Below are 15,293 nucleotides of genomic sequence, written 5' to 3'. Positions count from 1 at the left end.
CGCGGGCTCCGGGACCCCCATGGGGTTCGGATACCGGAGCACCGCGCCGCAGGCGCGCGCCACCATCGCCGGCGCGAAGCCGAAGTCCACGACGCGCCCGCCCACGCCGCACGCGGTGGATCCCCACGGTCAACATCCGGTGAACGCCTCGTCACTTCACGCGCGCGACAGGGGGGATCTTGTGAACTCCGGGGAAACACTGACCCTTTGGCGTTGACATGTCACCGTCTACGCGCGTCATGCTGGTGGGCATGAGAATCCCCCCACGGATTGCCCGTATCGGCGCCCTCGGCGCGCTCGCCTCGACCCTGCTCCTCGCCGGACCCGCCGTCGCGGCCACCCCCGCCGCGCAGCAGGCCGGGTGGCAGACCACCGCCACGGCCGCCGCGCCGTTCCAGGCCGCCGCTGTCGGCGACATCTGCTACTCCAAGCTGCCGGCCCAGGCCCACGACACCCTCGACCTGATCGCGTCCGACGGGCCGTTCCCGTTCCCGCAGGACGGGACGGTCTTCCAGAACCGGGAGGGCGTGCTCCCGACGCAGAGCAGCGGCTACTACAAGGAGTACACGGTGATCACGCCCGGCTCCGACAACCGCGGCGCGCGCCGGATCGTCACCGGTGAGCGTACGAGCGAGGACTACTACACCGCCGACCACTACAGGACCTTCGACCTGGTCGACCGCTCCTGCTGACGGACCGCCACCCCCCATACACTGCGGCCGCTGCCTCCGCCCGGCAGCGGCCGCAGTCCCGCGGGCGCGCCGCCGGGTTCCGTCCTCCCCTCAAGGAGATGCCGTGAGACGTGCCGCCACGCTGTCCGCCCTCGCCGCCGTGCTCGCCGCGACCGCCGCCGGCTCGGCCCTGGCCTCTGGCGCCGGAGGGCCCCGTACCGCGGCGTCCGGCGCCACCGCGCCCCGTACCGCGGCGCACGGCAAGCACGCCACGCTGCTGGACGCGGTGCCCGCGCGCGGTGTGCTGCGCGTGTGCACCACCGGGGACTACCGCCCCTTCACCCATCGCGACCCGGCGACCGGCGCGTACCGCGGCATCGACATCGACATGGCGGCCGACCTGGCGAGGAGCCTGGACGCCGAACCCGCGTTCACGGCCACCACGTGGGCGAGGCTGGTGGACGACCTGGCCGCGGGGCGGTGCGACATCGCCATGGGCGGGGTGTCGGTGACCCTGCCCCGGGCCCGCAAGACGTACTTCAGTGAGCCGTACCTCACCGACGGCAAGACGCCCATCGTCCGGTGCGTGGACAAGGAGAAGTACCGCACCCTGGAGCAGATCGACCAACCGGGCGTGCGGGTGATCGTCAACCCCGGCGGCACCAACGAGCAGTTCGTCCGCGCCCACGTCAGGCGGGCCACCCTGACCGTCCACCCCGACAACACCACGATCTTCGAGGAGATCATCGCGGGCCGCGCCGACGTGATGATGACGGACGCCAGCGAGACCCGCTACCAGTCCAAGATCCACCCGGAGCTGTGCGCGGTCCACCCGGACCGGCCGTTCACCTTCTCGGAGAAGGCGTACGCCCTGCCGCGCGGCGACGAGGAGTTCCGGAACTACGTCGACCAGTGGGTGCACCTGGCCACCCGTGACGGCACGTATGCCAAGTACCAGGACGAGTGGATGAAGTGACCCGTCCTCGCGGGGTCGGGTAACTGGCCCGTCCCCGCGGGGTCGGGTGGCGCTGAATGTCCGCATTTTGTCAGGACAATCTGACGTCACGGCTTTGCGTCATGTACGCGGCCGGTTACGCTCACCCCCGTGGCAGCAACGAGGGGAACCGACTCACCGGCGGCACCGGAACCGGTCCAGTTCATCGTGGACCGCACCAGCCCCGTCCCGCTCTACTTCCAGCTCTCCCAGCAGCTCGAAGCGGCGATCGAGCAAGGACGGCTGGCTCCCGGCAGCCTGCTCGGCAACGAGATCGAGCTGGCCGGACGGCTCGGGCTGTCCCGCCCCACCGTCCGCCAGGCGATCCAGACGCTCGTCGACAAGGGCCTGCTGGTGCGCCGCCGCGGTGTCGGTACGCAGGTGGTGCACAGCAAGGTCAAGCGTCCGCTGGAGCTCAGCAGCCTCTACGACGACCTCGAAGCCGCAGGTCAGCGCCCTGCCACCCGCGTCCTGGTCAACACCACCGAGCCCGCGTCCGCCGAGGTCGCCGCCGCCCTCGGCGTCGCCGAGGGCACCGAGGTCGTACTGATCGAGCGGCTGCGGCTCGCCCACGGGGAGCCCATGGCCCATCTGCGGAACCACCTGCCCGCCGGGCTGCTCAAGCTGGACGGCGCGGCTCTGGAGGAGACCGGGCTCTACCGGCTGATGCGCGCGGCCGGGATCACCCTGCACAGCGCCCGGCAGACCGTCGGCGCGCGCGCCGCGACCGCCGAGGAGGGGGAGCGGCTCGGTGAGCCGGCGGGCGCGCCGCTGCTGACCATGGAGCGGACGACCTTCGACGACACCGGGCGGGCGGTCGAGTTCGGCTCGCACGTCTACCGCGCCTCGCGCTACGCCTTCGAGTTCCAGCTGCTCGTACGGCCCTGAGTCGGTCGTGCGCCTCCGAGGCGGCTGGTGCGCCCGGGGGCGCTCCCGCGGTCCCGAGACCGCCGCGGAATGATCTGTCCGGTACCTGCCAGGGGACCCGCTGGGCGTCCGAAGACGCGGTGACGGATACTTGGGCGCCGTGTGCCGCTCGTCGGCACCGGCCGCACCCTGGTGGACACTGAGAAGGGCGAGACTTCGTGGCAAAGCTTCGGACAGGTGTACGAGCGATAACCGCCGTGATGGCAGCGGTGCTCGGCGCGACCGCCCTGGCGGGGTGCAGCAGCACCGGTGGCAAGCGCGCGGAGGAGCGGGCGGCCCAGGCCAAGGGGCAGGCAGCGGTGAGCACCCCCCGCTGGACCATCGCCATGGTCACGCACTCCGGTGACGGCGACACGTTCTGGGACATCGTCCAGAGCGGCGCCGAGGAGGCGGCCCGCAAGGACAACATCAAGTTCGTCTACGGCCACCACGAGGAGGGCCAGCAGCAGGCCCAGCTCGTGCAGTCCTACATCGACCAGGACGTCGACGGGCTGATCGTCTCCCTCGCCAAGCCCAACGCCATGAAGGACGTGCTCAAGAAGGCCCGCAAGGCGGGCATCCCCGTGATCACGGTCAACTCCGGGTCCGAGCAGTCCAAGGAGTTCGGCGCCCTCGCCCACATCGGCCAGGACGAGTCCATCGCGGGCGAGGCGGTCGGCGAGGAGCTCAACAAGCGGGGCAAGAAGAAGGCCCTGTGCGTGCTCCACGAGCAGGGCAACGTCGGCCACGAGCAGCGCTGCGACGGCACTGAGAAGACCTTCACGGGCAAGCTGGAGAAGCTCTACGTCGAAGGCACCAACATGCCCGACGTCCAGTCCTCCATCGAGGCCAAGCTCCAGGCCGACAAGGGCATCGACGCCGTCGTCACCCTCGGCGCGCCCTTCGCGGACACCGCGGCCAAGGCCGCCGACCAGGCGGGCAGCGACGCCGAGATCGACACCTTCGACCTGAACGCCAAGGTCGCCGCGGGCCTCCAGGACGGCAAGCTCGGCTTCGCCGTCGACCAGCAGCCGTACCTCCAGGGCTACGAGGCCGTCGACCTGCTGTGGCTGTACCGCTACAACGCCGACGTCCTCGGCGGCGGCCGCCCGGTCCTCACCGGCCCGCAGATCATCACCAAGGACGACGCCGCCGACCTCGCGGACTTCACCAAGCGGGGCACCCGATGAGCGCCGCCGCCCCGACCGCGGCCCCGGAGAAGACCGGCGACGAGCGGCTGATGCACCGCTCCGCGGCCCGGCGGCTGCTCGGCCGGCCCGAGCTGGGCGCCGTCGTCGGCGCCGTCGCCGTGTTCGTCTTCTTCTCCGTCGTCGCCGACGCCTTTCTTCAGTGGTCCAGCTTCAGCACGGTGCTGTACGCGTCCTCGACCCTCGGGATCATGGCGGTGCCGGTCGCGCTGCTGATGATCGGCGGCGAGTTCGACCTGTCGGCGGGGGTGATGGTCACCTCGTCCGCGCTGACCGCGTCGATGTTCTCGTACCAGATGACGGCCAACGTCTGGGTCGGCGTCGGGGTCTCCCTGCTGGCCACCCTTGCCATCGGCTTCCTCAACGGCTTCCTGCTCACCCGCACCAAGCTGCCGAGCTTCATCGTCACGCTGGGCACCTTCCTGATGCTGACGGGTGCCAACCTCGGCTTCACGAAGCTCATCAGCGGCACCGTCTCCACCAAGATCATCGGCGACATGGAGGGCTTCTCCTCCGCCCGCAAGGTCTTCGCCTCGCACCTGACCATCGGCGACGTGGAGCTCAACGTCACCATCCTGTGGTGGTTCGGCCTGGTGGCGGTGGCCACGTGGATCCTGCTGCGCACCCGTATGGGCAACTGGATCTTCGCGGCGGGCGGCGGCGCCGACGCGGCCCGTGCGGTCGGCGTACCGGTGAACCGCACCAAGATCGGCCTGTACATGGCGGTGGCGTTCTGCGCGTGGATCGCCGGGATGCACCTGCTGATGTCGTACGACGAGGTGCAGTCGGGTGAGGGCGTCGGCAACGAGTTCCTGTACATCATCGCGGCCGTCATCGGCGGCTGCCTGATGACCGGCGGCTACGGCTCGGCCATCGGTGCCGCCGTCGGGGCGTTCATCTTCGGTATGACCAACAAGGGCATCGTGTACGCGCAGTGGAGCGCGGACTGGTTCAAGCTGTTCCTCGGGGCGATGCTGCTGCTCGCCGTGCTGCTGAACGCGTGGGTCCGCAAGCGGTCGGAGGCAAGCAAGTGAGCACGGAACGCACCCCCCTGGTCGAACTCGCCGAGGTCAGCAAGTTCTACGGCAACGTCAAGGCGCTCCAGGACGTCTCCCTCGAAGTGCACGCCGGGGAGATCACCTGCGTGCTCGGCGACAACGGCGCCGGCAAGTCCACCCTCATCAAGATCATCGCCGGGCTGCACCAGCACGACGCGGGCACCTTCGCCGTCGAGGGCGAGGAGACCCGGCTCGGCTCGCCGCGCGAGGCCCTGGACCGCGGGATCGCCACCGTCTACCAGGACCTCGCCGTCGTCCCGCTGATGCCGGTGTGGCGCAACTTCTTCCTCGGCTCGGAGCCCACCAAGGGCCGCGGGCCCTTCAAGCGCCTCGACGTGGCGCGGATGCGCGAGACCACCCGCGGCGAGCTGCTGCGCATGGGCATCGACCTGCGCGACGTGGACCAGCCCATCGGCACCCTGTCCGGCGGCGAGCGGCAGTGCGTGGCCATCGCCCGCGCCGTCTACTTCGGCGCCAAGGTCCTGGTCCTGGACGAGCCGACCGCGGCGCTGGGCGTCAAGCAGTCCGGCGTGGTGCTCAAGTACGTCGCCGCCGCCCGCGACGCGGGTCTGGGCGTCGTCCTGATCACCCACAACCCGCACCACGCCTACCTCGTCGGCGACCGCTTCGTGCTGCTCAAGCGCGGCACCATGGCCGGCAGCCACGCGAAGTCGGAGATCGCCCTGGAGGAGCTGACCCGCCAGATGGCCGGCGGCAGCGAGCTGGAGCAGCTCAGCCACGAGCTGGCCCGCACGCCCGCCCCCGACCTGCCGGGCCCGGCCGCCAGGGACTGAAGGCCCCCGCCGGGGCCGTTATGCGCGACATACCGCCGGTGAGGCACAATCGGCCACGGCGGGCCGCGCCCGCAGCAAACCGTGACCAGAGGCTCCGGCCTCCCGAGACCTCCGCAGGGACGACGACTCTTGCGAGCACGCACCCGCAGCGAACGCGACCCAGACACCGCACCCGCGAAGAGGTGCAGCCGATGAGCATGTATCGCGAACGCGTGCACCGGGGCTCGGCCCGGGCCACCGTGCTGCGCACCGTCGGCACCCGCGAGCGCCGGTCGCACCTGACCGCCCCCCGGGTGCCGACCGTCGGCATCGACATCGGCGGCACCAAAGTCGCCGCCGGTGTCGTCGACGCCGACGGCAACATTCTGGAGAAGGTCCGCACGGAGACCCCCGACAAGTCCAAGAGCCCCAAGGTCGTCGAGGACGTCATCGTCGACCTGGTGCTGGACCTGTCCGACCGGCACGACGTACACGCCGTCGGCATCGGCGCGGCCGGCTGGGTCGACGCCGACCGCAACCGCATCCTGTTCGCGCCGCACCTGTCCTGGCGCAACGAACCGCTGCGGGACCGGATCGCCCAGCGCCTCGCCGTCCCCGTCATGGTCGACAACGACGCCAACACCGCCGCCTGGGCGGAGTGGCGGTTCGGCGCCGGACGTGGCGAGGACCACCTGGTCATGATCACCCTCGGCACCGGCATCGGCGGCGCCATCCTGGAGGACGGCCAGGTCAAGCGCGGCAAGTACGGCGTCGCCGGCGAGTTCGGCCACATGCAGGTCGTCCCCGGCGGCCACCGCTGCCCGTGCGGCAACCGCGGCTGCTGGGAGCAGTACAGCTCCGGCAACGCCCTGGTCCGCGAGGCCCGCGAACTGGCCGCCGCCGAGTCCCCCGTCGCGTACGGCATCATCGACCGCGTCGGCGGCCACATCCCGGACATCACCGGCCCGCTCATCACCGAGCTGGCCCGCGAGGGCGACGCCATGTGCGTCGAACTCCTCCAGGACATCGGCGAGTGGCTCGGCGTCGGCATCGCCAACCTCGCCGCCGCCCTCGACCCGTCCTGCTTCGTCATCGGCGGCGGCGTCAGCGCCGCCGACGACCTGCTGATCGGCCCCGCCCGCAACGCCTTCCGCCGCCACCTCACCGGCCGCGGCTACCGGCCCGAGGCCCGCATCGTCAAGGCCCAGCTCGGCCCCGAGGCCGGCATGGTCGGCGCCGCCGACCTGGCCCGGCTGGTCGCCCGCCGCTTCCGGCGTGCCACCCGGCGCCGCGTCGAGCGGTACGAGCGCTACGCACAGGCGGGCCGCGGATGACCGAGGACGCCGAGTCCGAGCGGCCCGACCGGAGCGAGCCGGGTCCCGGGGAGCGCCCCCGCCCGCAGCGCCGCTGGCTCACGGCGATCGTGGTCTTCCTGCTGATCACCATCCCCGCGGGCTATCTCGTCATCTCCGCGCTGCAGAGCCGGGACAGCGGCGAGGAGAAGGAGCAGAGCGCCTCCGCGACCGGGCTGACCGAAGACTGGCCCAGCAAGGTCCAGCGGCGCATCTACGACGTGTGGATCCCGCCGTGGTCGCGGGACGTGGCGTACTACGAGACGAACAGCTGGAAGACCAGCGTGATGTACGTGCAGTTCCTCACCTCCCCGGAGGGCCTCGACCGCTATCTCAAGGACACCCTGAACACCAGCTCGCGGGCGCTCACCGACGGCAACATCACCATCAGCGAGGAGGATGAGAAGGCCGCGGGCTGGCGGCTGGACCCCGGCGACGGCTGGTCGGGCCTCACGGTCGACCAGAAGGACCCCCAGCCGACGGTGGACGTGGTCGTCGAGTACCGCGACCCCCGGCACCGCATGGTGTACGTGGCCTCCACCATCACCCCCTGACGGGGCCCTCTACCATCACCCCCTGACGGGGGCGGCCTGCTGTTGGGCCGGGACGCCGTCTAAGGCGCGGGCGCGGGCGCGTCGGCTCCCGCCTTCGTCTCGGCCAGCGTCCGGACGACGGACTGCAGCACTCGGGCGGCCCAGTCGTTGCGGCTCAGGCCGAAGGATTCCGCGATCCTGGTGATCTGGTCGAACTCGTTGACCGGCAGGTCGATCTCTATCGTCGTCCCCCGGTTGGCGGGTGCGATTTCGTCCGCCGGAACCGGCTGCTGGTCGGTGGACTGCCTGTTCGCGGCGTTCGGCGGCGGAACCGGGATGCTCTCGCGCTCGGCGATGCTGGCCCGGACCTGCTTCCGCAGTTCGTTGCGGGACCATGCCTGCTGCTCGGCCTTGCGCAGCCAGTAGTCCTGTTCCGGGGTGGGCAGCCGAGCCACCTCCGCGTGGTGCGCGAAGCTGAGCGCCTCGCGCCGCCGGTGGTGCTCGAACCTCCTGGCCACCCAGGCGTAGTTGCGGAGCGTTTTGTAGTCGAGCCCGGTCCGCTCGATCGCCTCGCGGTACTGCGAACCGTACGAGCTCTCGCCGTAGATCATCCAGTCCGCGAGCCACCAGACAGATGAAATGGATACGTCTTTCAGCTGATTTCCGATAGCTTCCCACGATTGCCGGGTCATGCCCTGGGGAAAGGTGATGCCCATTTTTCTCAGCGAACCATGGACGGCCAGACGGCTGAGCGGCGACATCTTTTTCGCGCCGAATGCCTCTAGCGGTAATTGGAGTTCGCTGGAAGTCATGTCGCATATCTCCTATTGGGTCAGTTCAAGCCAGCCCCTGGCGCATGCGGGCGTGCTGATCCGTACCCCTGTCATCACCACGCCGATCTTCGCGTACGCTAACCAGCGGAGCACCCTGACCACAACCCACATATTCGGGCCTCGCTCACTCATATGGTCACCGAACAGCTCATTCGGGTGGCCGCTGCACCCCAAGGGCGCTTGACCAGCAGGAATAGCAAATGCAATGGGGTAACAGTCGTAGGTCGCAAGCGCCCCGTACCGGAACTGTTCGTCAACTGTTCGTCAGCAGGGTCTGTCCCGTTGACGGGACGCCCGTCGAAATCCGCCTGGTAGCGCTCCGTCGTTCGCGTCGCGGCGAGGGCCACCGGCACGTTTCGCTCGTCGATGATGGTCAAGTGACGATCGGAGGACGGCCCGACGTACTTTCGGTGCGGCCGACAGTGCCAAACACCGGACGAGGGAAGAGGGCTGGAAATGGGATCGTGGCTGCGGCGATATCAGCATGATGAACAGCCGGCCATGACGCTCGTCTGCCTGCCGCACGCAGGCGGGACAGCCGGGATGTTCGCCGCGTGGCACCCGCTGTTGCCCGCGGATGTCGAGCTGATCAGCGTGCAGTACCCCGGTCGTCAGGACCGGTTGACCGAACCGCACGTCGAAGACCTGGCGGAGGTCGCCGACCGCGTGGCGGCCGAACTCGGCGAGTTGCCCGACCGGCCGGTCGCGCTCTTCGGCCACAGCGTGGGTTCGGCCATCGCCTACGAGATCGCCGTGCGCCTGGAGCGGGACACCGGTCATGCCCTCCAGCACGTCTTCGTGTCGGCGCGGGAAGCACCGCACCGCAAGCACGGCGAGGAAGACCACCGACTCGGCGACGAGGACCTGATCGCCGCCATCCGGCAGCTCGGCGGCCGGGACCTGGAGGCGCTCAACACCCCCAGGTTGTGGCCGATCATCCTGCCGCCCCTGCGGGCCGACCTGCGGATGGCGGACCGCTACCGGCCGACGCGCCTGGAGCCGCTGCACGCGCCGATCACCGCGTTCGGTGGTGCAGGCGACCACACCTGTGCGCCGCAGGACCTGGAGACCTGGCGCGACGCGACGGCCGAGAAGCTCGACGTTCAGGTGTTCCGCGGGAAGCACCACTACCTGACCGAGGATCCGGCGCCGGTGGTCGAGGCGATCACGCAGCGGCTCCGCGCCGGGACGCCCGAGCCCAGCTCGCCGCTGCGAACACGGGCCACGCCGACGAGTCCGCCGACATCGCTGGAGCAGGAGATAGCGGCGCTGTGGCGGAAGAACCTCGGCGGTGGCGAGGTCGGGGTGGACGACGACTTCTTCGAACTCGGCGGCAATTCGCTGGCCGGGATGAAGATCATCGACCAGATGCGGGAGATCTACGGCGTCGAACTCTCCGTACGCGCCTTCTACCTGGCGCAGACGCCGACCGGGGTCGCCGGACTGATCGAGAAGGAGAGGGCCACGCTGTGAGGCTCACCGCGGGGCCCGAGCACGCGGTCGATCTCGACCACGTCGACCTGTTCGACCCGGAACTCTTCGCCTTGGGTGATCCGCACGCGATCTGGAACGTCATGCGGACCGAGGCGCCCCTGCACCACCAGGTCCTGCCGGACGGCCGGGCGTTCTGGTCGGTGACCCGGTACGAGGACGTCTGCCGGGTCCTCGGCGACCACCGGGTGTTCACCTCGGAACGCGGCACCGTCGTGACCCAGCTGGGGCATGACGACATCGCCTCGGGCCTGCTGATGACGTCCACCGATCCGCCGCGCCACACCGAGGTCCGCCGGTCGATCAGCGGCCGGCTCACAGCGCGGGCGGTGGCGTCCTGGGAGGACCGGATCCGGCGGGCCATCGTGGGTTTCCTCGAACCGGCGCTCGACGGTGGCCGGTGGGACCTGGCCGAGGGGGCGTACCGCCTCCCGATGATCGTCGCGGGCGCCCTGCTCGGGATACCGGAGCGGGACTGGGACGACCTCGTGCGGCTGACGGGCATGGTGACCGCCCCCACGGACCCGGAGTTCCGGCTCGGCACCCAGACGGCGACGCTGACCATCGCGCACCACGAGATCTTCCAGTACCTCGGTGAACACATCCGGCAGCGGCGAGCCACGGGGGGTGAGGCGGAAAGCCTCTTCGACCACCTGATGTCCGCCCACGCGGGGCGAGCGCCGCTGAACGACGAGGAAATCGCCTACGACGCCTACAGCCTGCTGCTGGGCGCCAACGCGACGACGCCGCACACCCTCTCCGGCACGGTGCTCACGCTCATCGAGCGACCCGAGCAGTTCGACAAGGCCCAAGCCGACCCTTCGTTGACCCCGTCGCTGGTAGAGGAGGGGCTGCGCTGGACATCGGCGGCGTGCAACTTCATGCGGTACGCGACGGCCGACACCCGGATCGGCGGGGGCACGGTCCGCGCCGGTGACGCCGTCGTCGCGTGGATCGGGTCGGCCAACCGCGACGAGTCCCAGTTCGCCGATCCGCACGAGTTCGACGTGACGCGGGGAGAGAACCGCCATGTGGCGTTCGGGTTCGGGCCGCACTACTGCATCGGGGCCCCGCTGGCCCGGATGACCGCCCGCATCTTCTTCGAAGAGCTGTTCCGGATGTTCTCGTCGGTCGAGCTCGACGGCGAACCGCAGCACCTGAGGTCGATCTTCATCGCGGGCATGACCCACCTGCCCATCGTCACCCGGAAGCGAGCGAAACCATGATCTCCGGCTCCGCCAGCAACAGGTCCCCGTGGTTCGTCCGGCAGCCGTCCACCGAACATCCCGCCCGGATGTTCTGCTTCCCCTATTCCGGGGTCGGAGCCTCGAGCTTCCACGCGTGGCCCGCCGTGATCGACGACGTCGAGGTCTGCCCGCTGCAGTTCCCCGGCCGCGAGAGCCGGATGGCCGAACCTCACTACGGCACGTATCAGGAGCTCGCCGCCGGCCTGATCGAACCGCTGGTGCCGCAACTCGACCGGCCGTTCGCGTTCTTCGGCCATTGCGCGGGTGCGCTGCCGGCGTTCGAGACCGCGGCGCTGCTCGACGAGCTCGGCCTGCCCACCCCGGACTGCCTCTTCGTGTCCGGGCAGGTGGCACCGCACGACTGCCCGTACGACCGGATGCTCACCATGACCGAGGCCGAGCTGCGCGCGGAACTGGAAGGGGTCACCCGGAGCCGGGGGCACGCGCCGAAGCCGGACATGATCGACATGGGCATGGCCGTGCTGCGCCGAGATCTCGAGGCCACCGGCGCCTACCACCGGCCGGAACCGGTGGTGTTGCCGTGCGAGATCGTCGTGCTGCACTGGCGGGACGACCCCGAGGTGGATCTCGACCAGCTCGAGGGGTGGCACCAGTACTCCGATTCGGTCGACGTCCGGGTCGTCGAGGGGGGACATTACGACTTCCTCGACGCACCGGACGAACTGACGAAGCTGCTGACAGGCTGGCACTAGCGCCTACGCCACGCCGCCGCGGTCATCCGCGTACCGCTCGACCGGCTCGACGGGCCGCACCCGCGTGAGGGTGCGGCCGGCCAGGGCCTGGGAGCACGCCCGCACCAAGCCGTGCATCCGGTAGATCCCGGGCACGGTCGGCTCGACGAAGTGCCGATCGGCGAGCGCCTCGAGCCCCTGTTCGGCGCGACTGCCCGAGATGCCGGCGAGCGCGGCGGCTTCCGCGACGTCGATCCGCTCGGTGCGCGTCTGGCCGAGTGACCTGAAGAACCGCTGGAGCTCCGGTGCCAGTCGCTGGTACGACGACAGCAGCCGGGACGCGACGCTGCGGTCCTCCGCGCAGAGTTCGTCCAGCAGGCCATCGCCGTCGGACAGCCGGCCGGCCAGGTCGGCCACTGTCCAGTTGGGACGGTGGCGAAGCCGCGCAGCGGCGATCAGGATCGCGAGCGGCAGTCCACCGCAGAGCCGGACGACCGCCCTCGCCTCGGCCGGCTCCCCCTCGGAGCGCGCATCACCGAGCGCCCGCGAGAACAGCGACCGCCCCTGCTCGACGGAGAGCACGTCGAGCGAGACGGTTCGGACCCCGTCGAGACCGGCGAGCCGATGCCTGCTGCTGATCAGCACCAGGCAGTTGGCCCCGTCCGGCAGCAACGGCCGGACCTGCGCGCTGCTGGCGACGTCGTCCAGGACGATCACCGCACGGCGAGTGCGCAGGCTCGCCCGCCAGAGCGCGGCGCGTTCCTGGAGACCGGCCGGGATCTCCTGGCTGGGGATGCCGAGTGCGACGAGCAGGTGCCCGAGCGCGGTGGTGGGGCTCATCGACGCGCCGTCGCCGGTGTGCGCTCCCATGTCGAGGAACAGCTGCGCGTCCCGGTAGTCGCTGGCGAGTTCACGCGCGGCCCGGATGGTGAGCGCGGTCTTACCGACACCCGGCATGCCGTCGATCACCACAGTGCCACCGTGCGCGGACCGCGCGGACGTGGCCGTGCGTGCCGCCGCGACGATCGCGCCGAGCTCGGCGGCCCGGCCGACGAGGTGGGGCACATCGGGAGGGAGGGTGGACGGGCCGTGCGGCAGGCCCTCCGGTCGCGGCGCCAGCTCGTTCACCCTGATGCGCGCGCACAGCCCGCGCAGCCGGGACCCCGGCTCGGTGTGGAACTCCTCGCTGAGGACCTGGCGGGCCCGGTCGTAGACGGCGAGCGCCCGGGCACGCTCGCCCAACTCGGCCAACGCGCGCATGAGGCAGCAGACGAGCCCTTCGCGGTGCGGGTTCGCCTCGACCAGCTCCATGAGTTCGGCGACCAGCATGCGGTGCCGGCCGCTGTCGAGCTCCAGTTCGATGCACTCCTCGTAGGCGACCAGCTGTTCTTCGCTGAAAGTCGCCGCGACGCTGTCGATGAACTCGCTGTGGACGTTGCTGAGCACCTGGCCGCAGCACAGCGTCAACGCGTTTCGGTACTCGACGATGGCTTCCGCCTTACGCCCCCCTCGCGCCACGTGCTCCCTCGCGAGGGCGATCCGACGCCGGAACGTCTGCAGGTCGGTCTCACCGCAGCGGATCCGCAGGCGGTAACCGGGCGGAACGGTCTCCACGTCGACCCCCGCCCCGGAGAGCTGTTTACGCAGATCGGAGATGCTGTTCTTGATCTGCTTCTCGGCCGTCGCCGGTGGCGTCGGTCCCCACACGGCGTCGACGAGCCTAGCGACCGACATGACCTCGCCCTCGGCGACGAGCAGGCACGCGAGCACGGTCCTCGAGCGGTTTCCCGGAAGGCTCCGCTGGTGACCGGCGACCCGTACCTCCAGCGGGCCGAGCAAGCGGAAGTCGACGAATTCACCTGTGCTGGTGCTGGGTTTCCGGCATCGACTCAACAGATCAGCCATGTCCGAATATCGCCTCCGCCTGTCACGCGTGCAATTCCTGCCGCAGTGCCGAAGTTCCGGAAAGTGCGCTGTTGCAGCGGCACTTGCGGTGTTGGGCGATTCCCGAGTATGGACAGCGATGCATGGTCCGGGCAATAGATGCCGTGTGCGATGTCTCGCTAGCGGGACACGCGGACGCCCTGGCGGGACCCGGCCTCCTGCCCGGCGGGACGCCGTGCAGTTCTGAGAGGGCATTCGATTGGGGCGATTGCTCCTTATGCCCCGGTAGGCGCCTCGCCGGGTGGGTGCATTTTGTCAGGGTCACGTACACATAAGGGCGGCCCCCGAACGCGTCGCGTTCGAGGGCCGCCCTTATGTGCCGCCGGTCAGCTCCTCACAAGCGCACCGGAAGTTCGGCGAGCATCCGAAGGCCGAGACTGATGTCGGTGTAACTCAAGTCGTCACGGCTCACGGTGATTTCCAGACTGTCGCGCTTGAGCAACAGGTGATCGAGGGCTATCTCGCCTTCGAGGCGGGCGAGCGCCGCGCCGATGCAGTAGTGCGGGCCCGCGCCGAAACTGAGGTGGCCTTCCCCGCGCTTCATCACACGCTCCACATTGAACCGTTCGGGCTCGGGGAAGACGCGCGGGTCGTAATTCGCGGACTGAAAGGAGCCGGTCAGGGCCTCGCCCTTGCAGATCGACACCCCGGCGAACTCCAAGTCCTCGGTCGCGTACCGGGGGGCGGCGATGGGGAGGGGGTTCGCGATCCGCAGCAACTCGTCTATGGCGTGCGGCAGAGCTTCCGGCTTGGCGCGCAACAGGGCCAGTTGGTCCGGATGGTCGAAGAGTGCGACAACCGCGTTCGGAATGAAGTGAGCCGTGGAGTGATGCCCGGCGATCACCAGGAGGAGCACCAGCCCGATGATCTCAGCTTCGCTGAGCCGGTCACCGTCCTCGTCGCTCGTCTGCACCAGGGTGGAGATCATGTCATCCGTGGGCGCGGCCCGGCGCCGCTCGATGAGCTTCTTGGTGTACTCGACCATGCCCTGGGCGCTCGCAGCCTGGTCACCGTTGGCGTAGTCGTGCATCCACTCCCGCATCTGCGGCTGATCGGCCTCGTCGATGCCGATGAGTTCGCAGATGACGGTGCCGGTCAACGGCGAGGAGTACTCCTCGATGAGGTCGCCGGATCCCTTCTGAGCCAAGGCGTCGATGAGCCGCGCGGAAGTCTTCTCCATGCGCGGCCGCAGTGCCTTGATGCGCCGGACGGTGAGCGCGGGCGTCACGAGGCGGCGCAGCCGGGCGTGTTCCTTGCCGTCCTGGTACATCATGTTGCCCGCGTAGTCCCGGAAGTCGTCCGGCAGATTGGCGGCCTCGACCATTTCGTCCACCAAGCTGCGACCTTGATGGCCCGGCACACTGCTGTAATCCACTACGAGCCGCGGGTCGCTCAACGCCGCTTTGACGTCTTCACATCGCGTGATCAGCCATACCGGCGGCCCGCCGGGATGCCCGATGCGGACGAGCGGAGACTTCTCCCGCAGGCGCGCGTAGGCGCCGACGGGGTCGTCCGCGAATTCAGGGTTCATCAGGCTGACGATCGGCTCAGACATAATCGCCGTCTCCTTAACGTCCTTGTCGAACGGTTG

The 15,293-nt window shown here is 69.7% G+C and carries 15 protein-coding genes; 11 read left to right on the top strand and 4 right to left on the bottom strand.

The window, feature by feature from the left end; all coding sequences use genetic code 11:
• Positions 1–251 precede the first annotated feature (251 nt).
• The 8 genes from ACQUSR_RS06425 (at position 252) to ACQUSR_RS06390 (ending at position 7,516) form a co-directional block, all read left to right on the top strand.
• On the top strand, positions 252–692 hold the full coding sequence (locus tag ACQUSR_RS06425; RefSeq protein ID WP_431041572.1) for a ribonuclease domain-containing protein: 441 nt from the start codon (positions 252–254) through the stop codon (positions 690–692).
• A 103-nt stretch (positions 693–795) separates the two neighbouring features.
• Positions 796–1,647, top strand: coding sequence for a transporter substrate-binding domain-containing protein (locus ACQUSR_RS06420; RefSeq protein WP_431041571.1), 852 nt, complete (start codon positions 796–798; stop codon positions 1,645–1,647).
• A 186-nt stretch (positions 1,648–1,833) separates the two neighbouring features.
• Positions 1,834–2,553, top strand: a complete 720-nt coding sequence (locus tag ACQUSR_RS06415; RefSeq protein ID WP_431047414.1) for a GntR family transcriptional regulator — start codon at positions 1,834–1,836, stop codon at positions 2,551–2,553.
• 197 nt (positions 2,554–2,750) lie between these two features.
• Positions 2,751–3,761 (top strand): sugar ABC transporter substrate-binding protein, encoded by a 1,011-nt coding sequence (locus ACQUSR_RS06410; RefSeq protein ID WP_431041570.1) that lies wholly within the window; start codon positions 2,751–2,753, stop codon positions 3,759–3,761.
• On the top strand, positions 3,758–4,813 hold the full coding sequence (locus ACQUSR_RS06405) for an ABC transporter permease (RefSeq protein WP_431041569.1): 1,056 nt from the start codon (positions 3,758–3,760) through the stop codon (positions 4,811–4,813). Before ACQUSR_RS06410 ends, ACQUSR_RS06405 begins: the two co-directional genes overlap by 4 nt.
• Complete coding sequence (locus ACQUSR_RS06400; RefSeq protein ID WP_431041568.1) at positions 4,780–5,631, top strand: ATP-binding cassette domain-containing protein; 852 nt, start codon at positions 4,780–4,782, stop codon at positions 5,629–5,631. The genes ACQUSR_RS06405 and ACQUSR_RS06400 overlap by 34 nt, the downstream gene beginning before the upstream one ends.
• Before the next feature lie 191 nt (positions 5,632–5,822).
• Positions 5,823–6,944 (top strand): ROK family glucokinase, encoded by a 1,122-nt coding sequence (locus tag ACQUSR_RS06395; RefSeq protein ID WP_431041567.1) that lies wholly within the window; start codon positions 5,823–5,825, stop codon positions 6,942–6,944.
• Positions 6,941–7,516, top strand: coding sequence for a hypothetical protein (locus ACQUSR_RS06390; protein ID WP_431041566.1), 576 nt, complete (start codon positions 6,941–6,943; stop codon positions 7,514–7,516). Before ACQUSR_RS06395 ends, ACQUSR_RS06390 begins: the two co-directional genes overlap by 4 nt.
• Positions 7,517–7,575: 59 nt before the next feature.
• Here ACQUSR_RS06390 and ACQUSR_RS06385 read toward each other — a convergent pair whose 3' ends face one another.
• Positions 7,576–8,307 carry an LmbU family transcriptional regulator gene (locus ACQUSR_RS06385; RefSeq protein ID WP_431041565.1) on the bottom strand — a complete coding sequence of 244 codons (732 nt, stop codon included), beginning with the start codon at positions 8,305–8,307 and terminating at the stop codon, positions 7,576–7,578.
• A 149-nt stretch (positions 8,308–8,456) separates the two neighbouring features.
• Positions 8,457–8,705 (bottom strand): hypothetical protein, encoded by a 249-nt coding sequence (locus ACQUSR_RS06380; RefSeq protein WP_431041564.1) that lies wholly within the window; start codon positions 8,703–8,705, stop codon positions 8,457–8,459.
• Between the two features lie 124 nt (positions 8,706–8,829).
• Here ACQUSR_RS06380 and ACQUSR_RS06375 point away from each other — a divergent pair, with 124 nt between their 5' ends.
• From ACQUSR_RS06375 to ACQUSR_RS06365, 3 genes are read left to right on the top strand one after another with little or no spacing between them, the layout of a single operon-like run.
• Entirely contained in the window at positions 8,830–9,801 is a 972-nt protein-coding gene (locus ACQUSR_RS06375; protein ID WP_431041563.1) for an alpha/beta fold hydrolase, read from the top strand.
• Positions 9,798–11,045: a cytochrome P450 gene (locus ACQUSR_RS06370; RefSeq protein WP_431041562.1), complete on the top strand. Its 1,248-nt coding sequence runs from the start codon at positions 9,798–9,800 to the stop codon at positions 11,043–11,045. The genes ACQUSR_RS06375 and ACQUSR_RS06370 overlap by 4 nt, the downstream gene beginning before the upstream one ends.
• Positions 11,042–11,779, top strand: a complete 738-nt coding sequence (locus ACQUSR_RS06365; RefSeq protein ID WP_431041561.1) for a thioesterase II family protein — start codon at positions 11,042–11,044, stop codon at positions 11,777–11,779. Before ACQUSR_RS06370 ends, ACQUSR_RS06365 begins: the two co-directional genes overlap by 4 nt.
• Before the next feature lie 3 nt (positions 11,780–11,782).
• Here ACQUSR_RS06365 and ACQUSR_RS06360 read toward each other — a convergent pair whose 3' ends face one another.
• Together ACQUSR_RS06360 and ACQUSR_RS06355 are read right to left on the bottom strand one after the other, a co-directional pair.
• A complete protein-coding gene (locus ACQUSR_RS06360) occupies positions 11,783–13,528 on the bottom strand; it encodes a BTAD domain-containing putative transcriptional regulator (RefSeq protein ID WP_431041560.1) in 1,746 nt (581 codons plus the stop codon).
• Positions 13,529–14,036: 508 nt separating this feature from the next.
• On the bottom strand, positions 14,037–15,257 hold the full coding sequence (locus ACQUSR_RS06355) for a cytochrome P450 family protein (protein ID WP_431041559.1): 1,221 nt from the start codon (positions 15,255–15,257) through the stop codon (positions 14,037–14,039).
• Positions 15,258–15,293 lie beyond the last annotated feature (36 nt).

The organism is Streptomyces sp. P1-3, from assembly GCF_050613155.1.
GTDB lineage: Bacteria > Actinomycetota > Actinomycetes > Streptomycetales > Streptomycetaceae > Streptomyces.
This window is presented reverse-complemented; position numbering and strand designations above follow the sequence as displayed.

Excerpts from the sequence above, each read along its gene's own strand:
- ACQUSR_RS06425 (WP_431041572.1), top strand. The coding sequence starts at position 252 with ATGAGAATCCCCCCACGGATTGCCCGTATCGGCGCCCTCGGCGCGCTC.
- ACQUSR_RS06405 (WP_431041569.1), top strand. The coding sequence starts at position 3,758 with ATGAGCGCCGCCGCCCCGACCGCGGCCCCGGAGAAGACCGGCGACGAG.
- ACQUSR_RS06395 (WP_431041567.1), top strand. The coding sequence starts at position 5,823 with ATGAGCATGTATCGCGAACGCGTGCACCGGGGCTCGGCCCGGGCCACC.
- ACQUSR_RS06390 (WP_431041566.1), top strand. The coding sequence starts at position 6,941 with ATGACCGAGGACGCCGAGTCCGAGCGGCCCGACCGGAGCGAGCCGGGT.
- ACQUSR_RS06385 (WP_431041565.1), bottom strand. The coding sequence starts at position 8,307 with ATGACTTCCAGCGAACTCCAATTACCGCTAGAGGCATTCGGCGCGAAA.
- ACQUSR_RS06375 (WP_431041563.1), top strand. The coding sequence starts at position 8,830 with ATGACGCTCGTCTGCCTGCCGCACGCAGGCGGGACAGCCGGGATGTTC.
- ACQUSR_RS06365 (WP_431041561.1), top strand. The coding sequence starts at position 11,042 with ATGATCTCCGGCTCCGCCAGCAACAGGTCCCCGTGGTTCGTCCGGCAG.
- ACQUSR_RS06355 (WP_431041559.1), bottom strand. The coding sequence starts at position 15,257 with ATGTCTGAGCCGATCGTCAGCCTGATGAACCCTGAATTCGCGGACGAC.